The organism is Streptococcus sobrinus DSM 20742 = ATCC 33478, assembly GCF_000686605.1.
Classification (GTDB): Bacteria; Bacillota; Bacilli; order Lactobacillales; family Streptococcaceae; genus Streptococcus; species Streptococcus sobrinus.
The window spans coordinates 91,840-105,959 of sequence record NZ_JMLC01000003.1; the positions used below are offsets into that span (position 1 = coordinate 91,840).

The 14,120-nt window shown below is 47.2% G+C and carries 12 protein-coding genes; 11 read left to right on the forward strand and 1 reads right to left on the reverse strand.

Going from position 1 to position 14,120, the window contains the following annotated elements:
- Positions 1 to 54 precede the first annotated feature (54 nt).
- The 11 genes from rnz to BS63_RS0102410 all read left to right on the forward strand — a co-directional run bounded on the left by rnz (position 55) and on the right by BS63_RS0102410 (position 12,303).
- The gene (rnz, locus tag BS63_RS0102360) at positions 55 to 984 is read left to right on the forward strand and encodes a ribonuclease Z (RefSeq protein WP_002962358.1); all 930 of its coding nucleotides are present in this window, start codon (positions 55 to 57) and stop codon (positions 982 to 984) included.
- Positions 981 to 1,754, forward strand: coding sequence for an SDR family NAD(P)-dependent oxidoreductase (locus tag BS63_RS0102365; RefSeq protein ID WP_019781377.1), 774 nt, complete (start codon positions 981 to 983; stop codon positions 1,752 to 1,754). Before rnz ends, BS63_RS0102365 begins: the two co-directional genes overlap by 4 nt.
- The gene (gene recJ, locus BS63_RS0102370) at positions 1,751 to 3,988 is read left to right on the forward strand and encodes a single-stranded-DNA-specific exonuclease RecJ (RefSeq protein ID WP_002962355.1); all 2,238 of its coding nucleotides are present in this window, start codon (positions 1,751 to 1,753) and stop codon (positions 3,986 to 3,988) included. Before BS63_RS0102365 ends, recJ begins: the two co-directional genes overlap by 4 nt.
- Before the next feature lie 202 nt (positions 3,989 to 4,190).
- Entirely contained in the window at positions 4,191 to 4,739 is a 549-nt protein-coding gene (locus BS63_RS0102375; protein WP_002962353.1) for a GNAT family N-acetyltransferase, read from the forward strand.
- A complete protein-coding gene (gene spxR / locus BS63_RS0102380) occupies positions 4,736 to 6,016 on the forward strand; it encodes a CBS-HotDog domain-containing transcription factor SpxR (protein WP_002962351.1) in 1,281 nt (426 codons plus the stop codon). Before BS63_RS0102375 ends, spxR begins: the two co-directional genes overlap by 4 nt.
- A 79-nt stretch (positions 6,017 to 6,095) precedes the next feature.
- Complete coding sequence (locus BS63_RS0102385; RefSeq protein WP_002962350.1) at positions 6,096 to 6,956, forward strand: methionyl aminopeptidase; 861 nt, start codon at positions 6,096 to 6,098, stop codon at positions 6,954 to 6,956.
- A 4-nt stretch (positions 6,957 to 6,960) separates the two neighbouring features.
- Complete coding sequence (locus BS63_RS0102390; RefSeq protein ID WP_002962348.1) at positions 6,961 to 7,944, forward strand: YihY/virulence factor BrkB family protein; 984 nt, start codon at positions 6,961 to 6,963, stop codon at positions 7,942 to 7,944.
- Positions 7,945 to 8,452: 508 nt separating this feature from the next.
- A complete protein-coding gene (pepV, locus tag BS63_RS0102395; protein ID WP_002963302.1) occupies positions 8,453 to 9,862 on the forward strand; it encodes a dipeptidase PepV in 1,410 nt (469 codons plus the stop codon).
- 248 nt (positions 9,863 to 10,110) lie between these two features.
- Complete coding sequence (locus tag BS63_RS0102400) at positions 10,111 to 10,695, forward strand: uracil-DNA glycosylase family protein (RefSeq protein ID WP_002963301.1); 585 nt, start codon at positions 10,111 to 10,113, stop codon at positions 10,693 to 10,695.
- Positions 10,692 to 11,453, forward strand: a complete 762-nt coding sequence (locus tag BS63_RS0102405) for a DUF4931 domain-containing protein (protein WP_002963300.1) — start codon at positions 10,692 to 10,694, stop codon at positions 11,451 to 11,453. Before BS63_RS0102400 ends, BS63_RS0102405 begins: the two co-directional genes overlap by 4 nt.
- Positions 11,454 to 11,733: 280 nt before the next feature.
- Positions 11,734 to 12,303 carry a hypothetical protein gene (locus BS63_RS0102410; protein WP_002963357.1) on the forward strand — a complete coding sequence of 190 codons (570 nt, stop codon included), beginning with the start codon at positions 11,734 to 11,736 and terminating at the stop codon, positions 12,301 to 12,303.
- Between the two features lie 397 nt (positions 12,304 to 12,700).
- Here the strand turns inward: BS63_RS0102410 and mnmE are convergent, their stop codons facing one another.
- Entirely contained in the window at positions 12,701 to 14,071 is a 1,371-nt protein-coding gene (mnmE, locus tag BS63_RS0102415) for a tRNA uridine-5-carboxymethylaminomethyl(34) synthesis GTPase MnmE (protein WP_028798415.1), read from the reverse strand.
- Positions 14,072 to 14,120: the final 49 nt, after the last annotated feature.

Consider the following 14,120-nt stretch of genomic DNA (forward strand, 5'->3'; position numbering starts at 1 on the left):
CTAGTAAGAAAGAGAGACTAGTTCCAAAACTTGGGACTAGCAAGAGTGTTAGGTATGGAATTGCAATTTTTAGGAACGGGAGCAGGCCAGCCAGCCAAGGCTCGGAATGTTTCCAGCTTAGTGTTGAAACTGCTCAATGAAATCGACCAGGTTTGGATGTTTGACTGCGGTGAGGGGACCCAAAGGCAGATTTTGGATACGACCATCAAGCCCCGCAAGGTGCGGAAAATTTTTATCACCCACCTACATGGAGACCATGTGCTGGGCCTGCCTGGTTTTTTGGCCAGTCGCTCCTTCCAAGCCAGTGAAGAGCAGACCGATTTGGATATTTATGGTCCGGTTGGCATTCGTAGTATGGTGCTCAATACACTCAAGCTGTCCGGTACCCGCCTGCCTTACCGCATTAATTTTCATGAGTTTGATGCCCTGTCCCTTGGGAAAATTTTAGAAACCGATAAATTTACCGTCTATGCCGAAAAGCTGGACCATACTATCTTTTGCGTGGGTTATCGGGTGGTCCAGAAGGATTTGGAAGGCACTCTGGATGCTGAAAAGCTCAAGGCAGCCGGTCTCCCCTTTGGCCCTCTCTTTGGCAAGGTAAAAAATGGTCAAGACGTTGTCTTGGAAGATGGCACAAAAATCATTGCCAAGGACTATATCTCGGATCCCCGTAAGGGCAAGGTTCTAGCCATTCTTGGCGATACTAGAAAATGCCATGCCAGCGTACGATTAGCCCTGGGGGCGGATATTCTGGTACATGAATCAACCTATGGTAGGGGAGATGAACGCCTGGCTCGCAACCACGGTCACTCTACTAATATGCAGGCGGCTCAGGTAGCCAAGGATGCTAGTGCTAAACGACTCTTGATGAACCACATCAGTGCCCGTTTCCTAGCAAGGGATGTCCGCCAACTAGAAGCAGATGCCAGAGGCATTTTTGAAAACAGCAAGGTAGTTTGGGACCTAGAAGAGGTAGAAATTTGACACAGGAAAAACAGCGGGTGATTGCTATTACAGGGGCCTCGGGTGGCTTAGCCCAGGCCATCATCCAGCTTTTACCCCCAGAGGATATTGTCTTAGCCATCGGTCGTAGCAAGGAAAAGATGGATCAGCTCTATGCTGGTCGAGGAAATTTTCAGTCTTACGGTCTCAATTGCCGAGATGATGCTGCTCTAACAGGCCTAGTTGATCAGATTTATGCTGATTATGGCCGGATTGATGTCTTTATCAATAATGCTGGTTTTGGTGACTTTAAGAACTTCGACCGATTTACTCCCCAGACTATTAGGGAGACCTTTGACGTCAATACCCTGGCGGCCATCAATTCTTCCCGCCTAGTTGGGGAGAGAATGGCCAAGGTTGGTTCAGGTCACATCATCAATATTGCTAGTATGGCTGGCAAGATGGCGACTGCCAAGTCTTCTGTCTATGCGGCGACCAAGTTTGCCCTCATTGGCTATTCCAATGCCTTGCGATTGGAATTGATTGACAGAGGCGTTTATGTGACTACGGTCAATCCTGGTCCCATCTCGACCAAATTTTTTGATCGGGCAGACCCTTCGGGCAACTACCTCAAGGCTATCGGCAGGTTTAGCCTGACACCTGAGCAGGTGGCAAGAAAAATTGTCAAGGCTATGGGCAAAAATAAGCGAGAGCTCAATATGCCTCTGGCCATGGCCTTTGCGGCTAAGTTTTATGCCCTCTTTCCCAAGACAGCGGATTTTCTTTCCAGAAAGGCTTTTAATTATAAATGATTTCTTCTAAGTTTGATTGGAAACAAGTTGACCAGGCTCCTAGTGAGCCCTTTTTAGAGCTGGCAAAAAAAGAAAATTTGGATAACCTGGCAGCCGGTATTCTCTATGAAAGGGGAATTGATGACCAGGCCAAGCTCCATGATTTTCTGTCAGCTGACCTGTCCCAACTCCATGATCCTTATTTACTTCATGATATGGATAAGGCTGTCGAGCGGATTCGTTCTGCCATTGAAGCTGGCCAGCAAATCCTAATCTACGGGGACTACGATGCCGATGGCATGACCTCCAGCTCTATTATGCAGGAGGCCCTGGAGATGTTGGGGGCTGAGTATCAGGTTTATCTGCCCAATCGGTTTACCGATGGTTATGGGCCCAATCTCAGCGTTTATAAGTACTTTATTGAGCAGCAGGAAACCTCTCTGATTGTGACCGTTGATAATGGGGTGGCTGGTCATGAGGCCATTGCCTATGCACAGGAGCAGGGGATTGATGTCGTCGTTACCGACCACCATTCCCTGCCGGATAATCTGCCCGATGCTTACGCTATTGTTCACCCCGAGCATCCAGAAGGAGACTATCCCTTTAAATATCTGGCCGGCTGTGGTGTGGCCTTCAAACTAGCCTCTGCCCTCTTGGAAGGTATTCCCAATGAGTTACTGGACCTGGTCGCTATCGGAACCATTGCCGATATGGTTAGCCTGACTGGGGAAAATCGGATTCTGGTCAAGTATGGCCTGCAAATGCTGGCTCAGACTGAAAGGGTGGGCCTGCAGGAACTCATGCAGCTGGCTGATATTGAGCCTAGCGACCTCAATGAGGAAACCGTTGGCTTCAAGATTGCCCCCATGCTCAATGCCCTAGGTCGCCTAGATGACCCCAACCCTGCTGTCGAACTCCTGACCGGCTTTGATGACCAAGAGGCTGGCGAAATTGCTCACATGATTCAGGAGAAAAATGAGGAACGCAAGCAGATTGTTCAGGATATCTATGACCAGGCCCTGACCATGATTGCCCCTGGCAAACCGGCCCAGGTCTTAGCCAAGGAAGGCTGGCATCCTGGGGTCCTGGGCATTGTGGCTGGTCGGATTTCGGAATCTCTCAGTCAGCCTGTTATCCTCCTCAATATTGAAGACGGCAGGGCCAAGGGGTCGGCCCGCTCGGTTGAGGCTGTCAATATCTTTGCTGCCCTCAATCCTCATCGGGACATTTTCGATGCCTTTGGTGGCCATGCTGGTGCGGCTGGTATGACCCTGCCGGTTGAAAATCTGGAAAAGCTATCTGATGCTCTCTGTAGCTATATCCTAGATAATGGTCTAGATAAGGCTGGCAAGAATAGCCTGACCATTGATGAGGAGCTTCACTTGCCCGACCTGTCTCTGGAGACCATCAAGAGCCTAGAAAAGCTGTCTCCCTTTGGCATGGATAATAAGAAACCGGTATTTCTTCTCAAGGATTTCCAGGTCCTGCAAAGCCGAACTATGGGACAAAATGGAGCCCACCTCAAACTCAAACTGGCCCAAGCTGGTGCAGAATTCGATCTGGTAGCCTTCTCCCAAGGCCATCTGGCCCAAGAATTTGCTCAGGCCAGCGGTCTCGAGCTGGCGGTGACCCTCTCAGTCAATAAATGGAACGGTAATACCAGTCTTCAGCTTATGCTGGTTGATGCTCGAGTGCAAGGGGTGCAACTCATTGATATTAGGGCTAAATCGGCCCAGTTACCTAAGGGTGTGCCCAGCCTCCAGCAGCTAGTAGAAGCTGATAAGCAGGCTCAAGCTGTTGTCCTCCTAAAGGTTCCAGAGCAAGCTAGCCAACTCAAAGAGGCCTTCCAAGATCAGGATTTTTCAGCCATCTATTTTAAAAATCAGATTAAGCAGGCCTATTATCTGACTGGCTACGGAACTCGAGAGCAGTTTGCCAAACTTTACAAGACCATCTATCAATTTCCAGAATTTGATATCCGTCATAAGCTCAAAGAACTGGCAGACTATCTCAAAATCCCTGATATTCTCTTAATTAAGATGATTCAGATTTTTGAGGAATTGGACTTCGTGACCATTGCTGATGGTATCATGACGGTCAATAAGTCTGCCGACAAGAAGCCTATCTCCGACAGCCAAATTTATCAGGATTTGGTGGCCCTGGTCAAGTACCAAGAACTCATGGCCCTCGGAAGCCCCAGAGAAATCTATGACTGGCTGACGGGTGCTTCAAAAAATAACGAGCAGGAATTTTGAGCTCTAGACTGTTTTTGAATTAACAATTTTCTTAAGGCCGTCGACGATTTCAAGCAAAATGAAAACACAATTAAATTGGAATAGCGTTGCTCAATAGAAGTGGCACCCTAATTGTTAGACAGGAAGTCTAACATTGGGGTGCCTTTTTCCTTGTAATTTAGGTGGGTTTGACGAAGTCTCTAAAAAACTGTACTATAATAGCATGGATATTTGGACAGTACTGGGCAGGTATTCCCAGTTGGAAACGGAGCGGCTCTGGCTTCGTCCTTTTCGTTTTGATGACAGTCAGGACTTCTATAAAATCACCCACAATCCAGCCAATCTGACCTTCATTTTTCCAGCCCAGGTCAGTCAGGCCGAGAGCGACTATCTCTTGGTACATTATTTCATGAAGGAACCGCTGGGAATCTGGGCTCTGGAGGACAAGGCCAGCCAGCAGATGATTGGGGCCATTCGTTTGGAAAAGCTTAATCCAACTAAGCAAACAGCGGAAATTGGCTACTTTGTTCAGCAAGATTTTTGGGGTCAAGGTCTGGCGACTGAAAGTCTAAAGACTATTAGTTTTCTTGCCTTGGCGGAATTTGGCCTGCGAAGTCTGTCCATTATTACTCATCGAGAAAACCTAGCCAGCCAAAAGGTTGCCCTCAAGGCTGGTTTTAAACTGGCTCGGGCCTTCAAGGGGAGTGACCGCTACAGCCGCAAAATGCGGGACTACCTCGAATTTCAGCTAAAGGCAGGTGAGGTACTGTGACCAAACATCAGGAAATTTTAGAATATCTGGAAGGCCTGCCCATTGGCAAGCAGGTCAGTGTGCGGTCTATTTCGAACCATCTGGCAGTCAGCGAAGGGACGGCCTATCGGGCTATCAAGGAGGCTGAGAGCCGTGGCCTAGTTGAGACCCGTCCCCGTAGCGGGACCGTGCGGGTGGAACAGAAGGTCCAGGTGCGACTGGAGAAGTTGACCTATGCCGAAATTGCCACCATCACCGAGTCAGATGTCGTGGCAGGAAGGGCTGGCCTCAAGCACGAATTCAGCCGTTTCTCTATTGGAGCTATGACCAAGAAAAATGTTGGCCGCTATCTGGTCAAGGGTGGCCTCTTGATTGTTGGTGACCGCGAGGAAATCCAGCTGCTAGCTTTGAAAAATAAAAATGCCATCTTGGTAACTGGTGGTTTTACTGTGTCGGAAAAGGTTTTAGAGCTCTCGCAGAAACAGGGAATTCCGGTTATGGTGACCGCCTACGATACCTTTACCGTTGCCACCATGATTAACCGTGCCCTCTCTAATGTGCGGATTAAGACTGACATTAAAACAGTGGCTCAGGTTTATAGTCTCAAGTCTCACTATGGTTATCTAACCGATGGTGACACAGTCAATGATTACCATCGTCTGGTCAGAAAGAACAACCATGTTCGCTATCCTGTCATTGATGAAGCGGGTCAGGTTCTAGGTGTCATTACTATGCGAGATGTTTCCAATCAAGATTCGACCATCAAGCTGACCCAAGTCATGACTAAACCAGTCACTACTAAACCGGAAACTAGTCTAGCAACTGTAGCCCAGCGGATGATTGCCGAGGACTTTGCTATGCTGCCGGTTGTTGATGATGACAATCGTCTACTGGGGGTCATCAGTCGAAAGCTGGTTTTGGAGAATTTGCAGGAGCTCAATCATGATGGCCTGCATACCATCAGTGACCAGATTATTGCCAGTCTTAAAACTGAAAATCAGGGTTATGGTTTCAAAGTTGAACCAGCCATGATTGATAATGCTGGGAATTTGACCGATGGAATTCTGGCTGAATTGCTTAAGGAAACCAGCCTAAGGACCCTATCCCTAGCTAGTAAAAAAAATATCATTATTGAACAAATGATGATATACTTTTTACAGGCTGTGCAAATTGACGATTATTTGATGCTAAAGCCAAGGATTGTCAGAGAAAATCGCCGATCTGCCTTGGTTGACATTGAAGTTGACTGTCAAGGTCGGGTGGTCTGTAAGGCCTTGATTACCAGTAAAATTAATTAAAATAGTAGATGGGGCTTTGGTCTCAAGCAAACCAATTCTGGTCAACCGCCCTGCCCCTAAATAGAGGAGTTTTTAAATCATGATTACACTTAAATCACCGCGTGAAATTGAAGCCATGAAACGTGCTGGCGACTTTCTTGCCAGCATCCATATTGGCCTGCGAGATTTGATTAAGCCAGGGATTGATATGTGGGAAGTCGAAGAATATGTCCGCCACCGCTGTAAAGAGGCCAATGTCCTGCCCTTGCAAATCGGCGTTGATGGCCAGCTTATGGATTATCCCTATGCTACCTGCTGTGGCCTCAATGACGAAGTGGCCCATGCCTTCCCCCGCCATTATAAACTTAAAGATGGGGATTTGCTCAAGGTTGATATGGTCTTGACCGAGCCCTTGGATAAGTCAGAGCTTGATGTGTCCGAGTTGAATTTTGACAACGTTGCCCAAGTCAAAAAGTATACCGAAAACTACACGGGTGGTTTGGCTGACTCTTGCTGGGCCTACGCTGTCGGCAATGTCTCTCAAGAGGTCAAGGACCTGATGGCTGTCACCAAGGAGGCCCTCTATCTGGGTATTAAAAAGGCCGTTGTTGGTAACCGAATTGGTGACATCGGTGCTGCCATTCAAGAATATGCCGAAGGCAAGGGTTACGGCGTTGTTCGTGACTTGGTCGGTCACGGTGTTGGCCCAACCATGCACGAAGAGCCTATGGTTCCTCACTATGGTAAGGCTGGGCGTGGCCTGCGTCTCAAGGAAGGTATGGTTCTGACCATTGAACCCATGATTAACACAGGTTCTTGGGAAATTGATACTGATATGAAGACTGGCTGGGCCCACAAGACCATTGATGGAGGCCTTTCTTGCCAGTATGAGCACCAATTTGTCATCACTAAAGACGGTCCAGTCATCTTGACCAGTCAGGGAGAAGAAGGAACCTACTAGACCCATGAAGAAAAAATTCGTGGATAAGCTGGTGGAAAAACTCAACTATCCGCCGCTGCAGGTCTATCTCAAGCACTACCGTAGTGCCGAGATTGACCTATCCAGTATCGCCGTTGCCTATTACTTGCTGCTGACCATCTTCCCTTTGATTGTCATTGCTGCCAATATCTTTCCTTATTTAGACATTGATTTACCAGATGTCTTGTCCTTTCTAAGGGCTAACCTGCCATCGGAGATTTACGCCAATGTCGCTGGCATTGTCCGCAACCTCTTTGCCACCCCTTCCAATGGGATTCTGGGAGTTGCGACCCTGGCGGGTTTTTGGACCATGTCCCGAAGCCTGACCTCCCTGCAAAAGGCCTTTAATAAGGCCTATGATGTCAGTCAACACCGGGATGTTGTGGTAGGTCATATCGTGGGGATTGTTGCTAGCTTTTTCATCCTCTTTTTGCTGACCTTTGCCTTGCTACTGTCAACCCTGTCCGATGGGGTTTACCAGGCAGCCTTGCAGAGGAAGTATGATGTGCCCTCGGGTCTGATAAAGCTCTTGCTCCACCTCAATCGCCCCATCATGGTTCTGGTGGTTTGGATTGGCTTGACCGTTCTCTACTTTATCCTGCCAAATGTCAGGATTCGCAAGATTCGCTACACCATTCCAGGAACCATCCTCAGTGCCATCGTCATCATCTTTATGACGGGCTTGGTGGGGGACTATGTGACCCATACCTTTAACAATCTGGTTGACATCAAGTTCTTTGGTTCCATCATCATCTTCATCATCATGTTCTGGTTCGTACTCCTGGCTCGGATACTGATTACGGGAGCTGTCCTTAATGCGACGACTCAAGAATTAGTAACGGGGAAAATGGAAGGCCGCCGAGGCGATGTCTTTGCCTTCCTCCAATCCATGGGCGATCATCACGACGACAATGACCGTGAGCAACAGCTGGATAAGCAGGAGGGCAATCCCTTTAAAGAAAAGGAATAAAATTAAGTTCAAGGTTCTAACCTTGGGCTTTTTTCTAGGTTTGATAGCAAGAATAGTCAAATCCCCTCCTTTAGTCTGTCCTGCATTTATGCTATAATGATGGAAATTAATACTCTTCGAAAATCATAACTTTCCATCAGCAAAGCAAATCTAAGATTTAAAAAATCTTGATTTGCAACGGTAGCCACTAATGTGGCCTACCTATGCTGCTCGCTAGCTCCAAAGGGAAAGTATAATCGGTTTTCCTTTTCTCGAGTCGTGTCGTTAACTCACCTTGCCGTACTTGTTGAGAAAAGCAGGCCTTCCCCCTTTTGAGCTACCTGCAGTTCGTTGCACGGCGATGCCCCACGAAGTTGGCCGATTTTACCAACTTCGTGAGGCTAGTGAGGGAGCTAGACAATCGCTATAGCGATTGTCGTTAGACCTCGCCACTTTAGTGGCTGAGGTCTTTGCTCCATCCTATTTTTGATTTTCATTGAGTTTACACCCATTAGAAGAAGGTAGTCCAATGACAGTTGATTTTAAAGCAGAAGTGGAAAAACGTCGGGAGGATTTGCTGGCTGATTTGTTTAGCCTTTTGGAAATCAATTCTGAGCGTGATGATAGCCAGGCCGACAAGGAGCACCCTTTCGGTCCTGGTCCTGTCAAGGCCTTGGAACATTTTCTAGCTATGGCCCAAAAAGATGGCTACAAGACTAGAAATATTGACAACTATGTCGGTGATTTTGAATTTGGTCAGGGGGATGAGACCCTAGGAATCTTTGCCCATCTGGATGTGGTGCCAGCTGGGTCAGGTTGGGATACGGATCCTTACAAACCGGTCATCAAGGATGGTAAGCTCTATGCCCGCGGTTCTTCTGATGATAAGGGCCCAACTCTAGCAGCCTACTATGCCTTAAAGATTATCAAGGAACTAGGCCTACCAACTTCTAAAAAGGTCCGCTTTGTTTTGGGAACAGACGAAGAGTCAGGTTGGGGCGATATGGATTATTATTTTGCCCACCCCGATGTTGAAAAGCCTGACTTTGGCTTTGCCCCAGATGCCGAGTTCCCGATTATCAATGGCGAAAAGGGAAATATCACCCAGTATCTGCATTTTTCTGGGCAAAATGCTGGACCTGTCGTCCTTCATTCCTTTAAGGGAGGCCTGAGGGACAATATGGTGCCTGAATCCGCTCAGGCTATCATTTCTGGTCAGCTTAGTCAGGCCCAATTGGAAGCCAAGCTAGATGACTTTTTAGATGACTATCCTGTTTTATCAGGCTCTCTTCAGGCAGAAGGGGACAAGTTTGTCTTTGAAATTGTCGGGAAAGCTGCCCACGGTTCAACGCCAGAAGAAGGGGTTAATGGGGCAACCTTCCTGGCCCTCTTCCTCAATCAATTTGACTTTTCTGGTCCTGCCAAAGCTTTCTTGAATTTGACAGCGACCGTACTGCATGAAGATTTTGATGGGCAAAAGTTAGGTCTGGCCTATATCGACCCTAAAATGGGTGCCCTGTCTATGAACGCTGGTATCTTTGACTTTGAAGAAGGAGCTAACGACAACACCATTACCCTCAATTTCCGCTATCCTCAAGGGACTGATACGGCGACCATTAAGGCCGGTCTGGAAAAATTGCCTGGAGTTGAGTCTGTCAGTCTGGCCGACCATGAGCACCTGCCCCACTATGTTCCTATGGATGACCCCTTGGTTAAAACCCTCTTGTCTGTTTATGAAAAGCAGACAGGACTGGAAGGCTATGAGCAGGTCATCGGCGGTGGGACCTTTGGCCGTCTCTTGGACAGAGGGGTTGCCTTTGGCGCCATGTTCCCTGACTATGTCAATACCATGCATCAGGCCAACGAATTCGTCGAAGTTGAAGACCTCTTCCGTGCCTGTGCCATCTATGCTGAAGCCATCTACGAATTGATTAAATAATCGACCATCTATAACCCTATCGGACCAGCTCAGCCTTGCTAGACTGGTCCGCTGATTTTAGTTTACTCTTCGGAAATCAAAAATTGCTAAGGCAGTGAAGGAATAGCACTGCAGAATAAGGTAAAGTGACTTACCAATGAATTTTTTGATTTTCATTGAGTGCTGAATTACCGAAACCTCAAGGCTGAATGCCCAAGGGCAGAATCTTGCTCCGACTTCAACCTGATTTTGAAAAGGAGATGTTTCCTATGTCAAGCATGCAAGAAATTATTGAGGCCATCAAGGCCGACCCCCAAAATGAGGAATTTACCAAGGCTGGAATTGAGCCTCTCTTTACGGCTCCCAAGACCTCCCGCATCAATATCGTTGGCCAGGCCCCTGGTATCAGAGCCCAAGAATCCCGCCTTTACTGGAATGATCCTTCGGGAGATAATCTGCGGGACTGGTTGGGAATTGACCGAGATACCTTCTATAATTCCGACAAGATTGCCGTTATCCCTATGGATTTTTACTACCCTGGCAAGGGCAAATCTGGCGACCTGCCTCCTCGTAAGGGTTTTGCGGAAAAATGGCACCCCCTGATTTTGCAGGAGTTGCCTGACATCTCTTTGACCCTTTTGATTGGGAACTATGCCCAGCATTATTACCTCCAACAAAAATCTTCGGTTAAGCTGACGGATAATGTCAAAGCCTATAAAGACTTTCTCCCAGACTTTTTCCCCTTGGTTCATCCGTCCCCGCGCAACAATATTTGGCAAAAGAAAAATCCTTGGTTCAAGGAAGAGGTTCTGCCAGATCTCAAAAAATTGGTGAAAGAGATTCTCGAAAAATGACCCAGAAACTAACCTTCAATGTTCACACAGCTCAAAAGAAGCCCAACAATCAGGATAGCTGTCCCTTCTGCCAGATTGATAGCCTGGAAAAAATTATTGCCCAAAAAGGGGACATGATTTGGCTGGACAATAAATACCCAGTTCTGGCTAAGACCTATCAGACCTTGATTATCGAGTCTAGCCAACATCTGGGAGACATCACGACTTACAGCAAAGCCCACAATCGTAAGCTCTTTGCCTTCGCCCTCAAGGCTTGGCGTCAGTTGGAGGATAGTGGTCGCTTTAAGACAGTCGGTCTTTTTAAAAATTTTGGTCCCCTCTCAGGTGGCTCCCTGCGCCATCCCCATATGCAGGTGATTGGATTTGAAGGGGTTGACGCCTACGAGGCAATAGATGCTGAGACCTTCGCTGGGGCTCTGGTGAGCCAGGAAAGGACTGACCTAGCCCGAGTGACCATTTCGGCCCAACCCCTGAGCAGTTTTACCGAAATCAATGTGGTCATCGCAGACCAAAGAGATAGCGACAAGTTGGCCGACACGGTGCAGAAGGTTCTCCGCTATGTGCTTGAAGGCTACCTTGGCGGAGCCTGTTCCTCCTACAATCTCTTCTTTTATCATCAAGGAGAAGGTCTAGTCTGCAAGGTCATTCCTCGCTTTGTGGCTTCCCCCTATATGATTGGCTACCATCTGGTTCAGGTAAATTCTGACAGCAGAGTGGCAGAAGAGGTGGCGGAATTGCAAGCATTTTTGGAAAACTAGAAGTCATCTGACCTAGAGATTTGGGTCAAATTTTTATTTTTATACTCTTCAAAAATCAAAACTATCCATCGTTAACTCACTTTGCCGTACCCAAGTACTGTCTGCAGTTCGTTGCCTTGGCTATTTTTGATTTTTATTGAGTATTAGTTTGCATCACAGTTTTGTCGGCTGTTCAAGAAAATGCTAAACTGTTTTTATAAGAATAGTTTAAATTGACCTCTGGTAGAGATGAATTAGTCTGATGCAGAGGCAGAAGTCACTTGAAATCAAGGAGAAGGATATGGATATCAGTGAAGTTGAGATTAAAGAATTGGTTGAAGCCGTTCAAGAAAAGGCCCCCGACTATCAGTTGGATTGGCAGACCTATCTGGTCGGTAACCTTTGGGGAGACGGTGGTTTTTGGTTGGAAAATCCACAATATTTTATTTTTATTTACCTCTCTAAGAATTATCAAGCGATTGCCAAAAAAGATATTCAAGGCTTACAAGTGGAAAATCGCGAAAAGGACTATCGCCTGAATATTCGCCTGACAAATGGTCAATACTATCAGGTTGACCTTCTTAAGGGCGTCAAGGATCTTCCTAATCACGAAGAAAAACTAAATCATTTAGTGGAGCGCCTGTCACAGGACTTTGGGGATCGCCAGGACATGAAAAATCACAGCCGATACTCCGGTGGGCTATTAGCAGCTCAAATCATTCTCCTAGTCTTAACGGTGGTGGCGGCAATTGTAGGTGCCCTAACTAAATCCTTGCCAATACTTGTTTTGGCAATAGTCTGCGCCTTGGCCTACAGATTTCATGTCATTCCTCGCTTGGTTTATCGCATCCACCCACCAAAGGACCAATAATAAGCAGGCCTACAACAATTTACTTTGGCTCTGTCAAAAAGAATAGAATAATAAAAAGCTGATTCCTCCTAGAGATTGAGAAATCAGCTTCTTTTGTCTATTCAGCTTATCAATGTTATAGCCAAGAAAAATCAAAATCTGATATTTTCTATCGTAACAAGTTTATCAGCGATTAAAAATCACTGATATATTATCGCTATGGAGGTTGCCGTTTAGGAATAAGACAGAAGGGCTTTGACAGATGTTAAAACTACCCCAGCAAGGGTGACTAGCTGTCTGCTGTGGCACGAGGTGGCGCAAAGATAGCAGACACCTACTGCGACATCAGTCACTTTAGTGACTTGAGGTCCTTGCTCCTTTCCTCGGGTTGTTTAATTTTCGTTGAGTATGAAGGGATTTATTTTCCCAAACAGAATTGGCTGAAGAGTTGGGTGATGAGTTCATCGGGGGCGGCATCTCCTGTAATTTCTCCCAGAATTTCCCAGCAGCGGGTCATGTCAACCTGGAGAAGATCGACCGGCATGCCAGCCTCTAGCCCTTGGTTAACCTCTTGCAGGCTGGCCAGGGCTTTTTCAATGAGGGAAATGTGACGGGAGTTGGACAGGTAGGTCGCATCCTTTTCCACCAGACCGGCGTTGTCAAAGAAGAGGTCATTGATCCGCTCTTCAATCAGGTCCATATTTTGATTATTGAGGACAGAGATTTGGATAACATCGTCGGGTAGCTGGTCCAGCTCAATCTTTTGCGGCAGGTCAGTTTTATTGATGAGGATAATCCGCTTGCTATCCTTACTGATGTCCAATAATGCTCGGTCCTGGTCAGTTAATTTTTCTGAGCCATTGAGAACCAGAAGGACTAGGTCAGCTTCGGCCAGGGCCTTTTTGGAGCGTTCAACACCGATTTTTTCAACCAGATCATCGGTCTCACGAATCCCAGCCGTATCAATCAATTTAAGAGGAACTCCCTTAATATTGACATATTCTTCAATGACATCACGGGTGGTCCCAGCTACATCGGTAACGATGGCCTTGTCCTCCCGCAGGAGATTATTGAGCAGGCTGGACTTGCCGACATTGGGTCGCCCGATAATTGCTGTAGAGAGGCCTTCGCGGAGAATTTTGCCCCGTTTTGCGGTTGCCAGTAGGCGGGTCAAAAGATCCTCAAATTCCTGCGTCTTTTCTCGCATTAGGGCTGTGGTCATTTCTTCCACATCGTCATATTCGGGGTAGTCAATATTGACTTCAACCTGGGCCAGGGTATTGAGAATTTCCTGGCGGATGTTATTAATGAGATTTTTCAGGGAACCATCCAGCTGGCTGACAGCGATATTCATGGCCTTGTCTGTCTTGGCCCGAATCAAATCCATAACGGCCTCGGCCTGTGTCAAATCCACACGACCATTGAGAAAGGCCCGCTTGGTAAATTCACCAGGCTCAGCCATTCGAGCCCCTGACCGCAGGAGCAGTTGGAGAATTTCATTGGTGACAGCGACACCGCCGTGGGTATTGATTTCCACCACATCTTCACGGGTAAAGGTTTTGGGAGCCCGCATGACAGAAACCATGACCTCGTCAATAATCTCGTCATTTTCAATAATATGACCGTAGTTGATGGTGTGGGAAGGCACGGTCTCTAAATCCTTGCCTTTAAAAACACTCTTGGCGATGGCGACGGCCTGACTGCCAGAGAGACGGACAATCCCGATGGCCCCCTCACCCAGAGGGGTTGAAATAGCCGCGATGGTATCAAATTCTTTGGTAATGGACATAAGTCTTCCTTCTTGATTGAGATACTGTCATTGTATCGCAAGCCCCAAG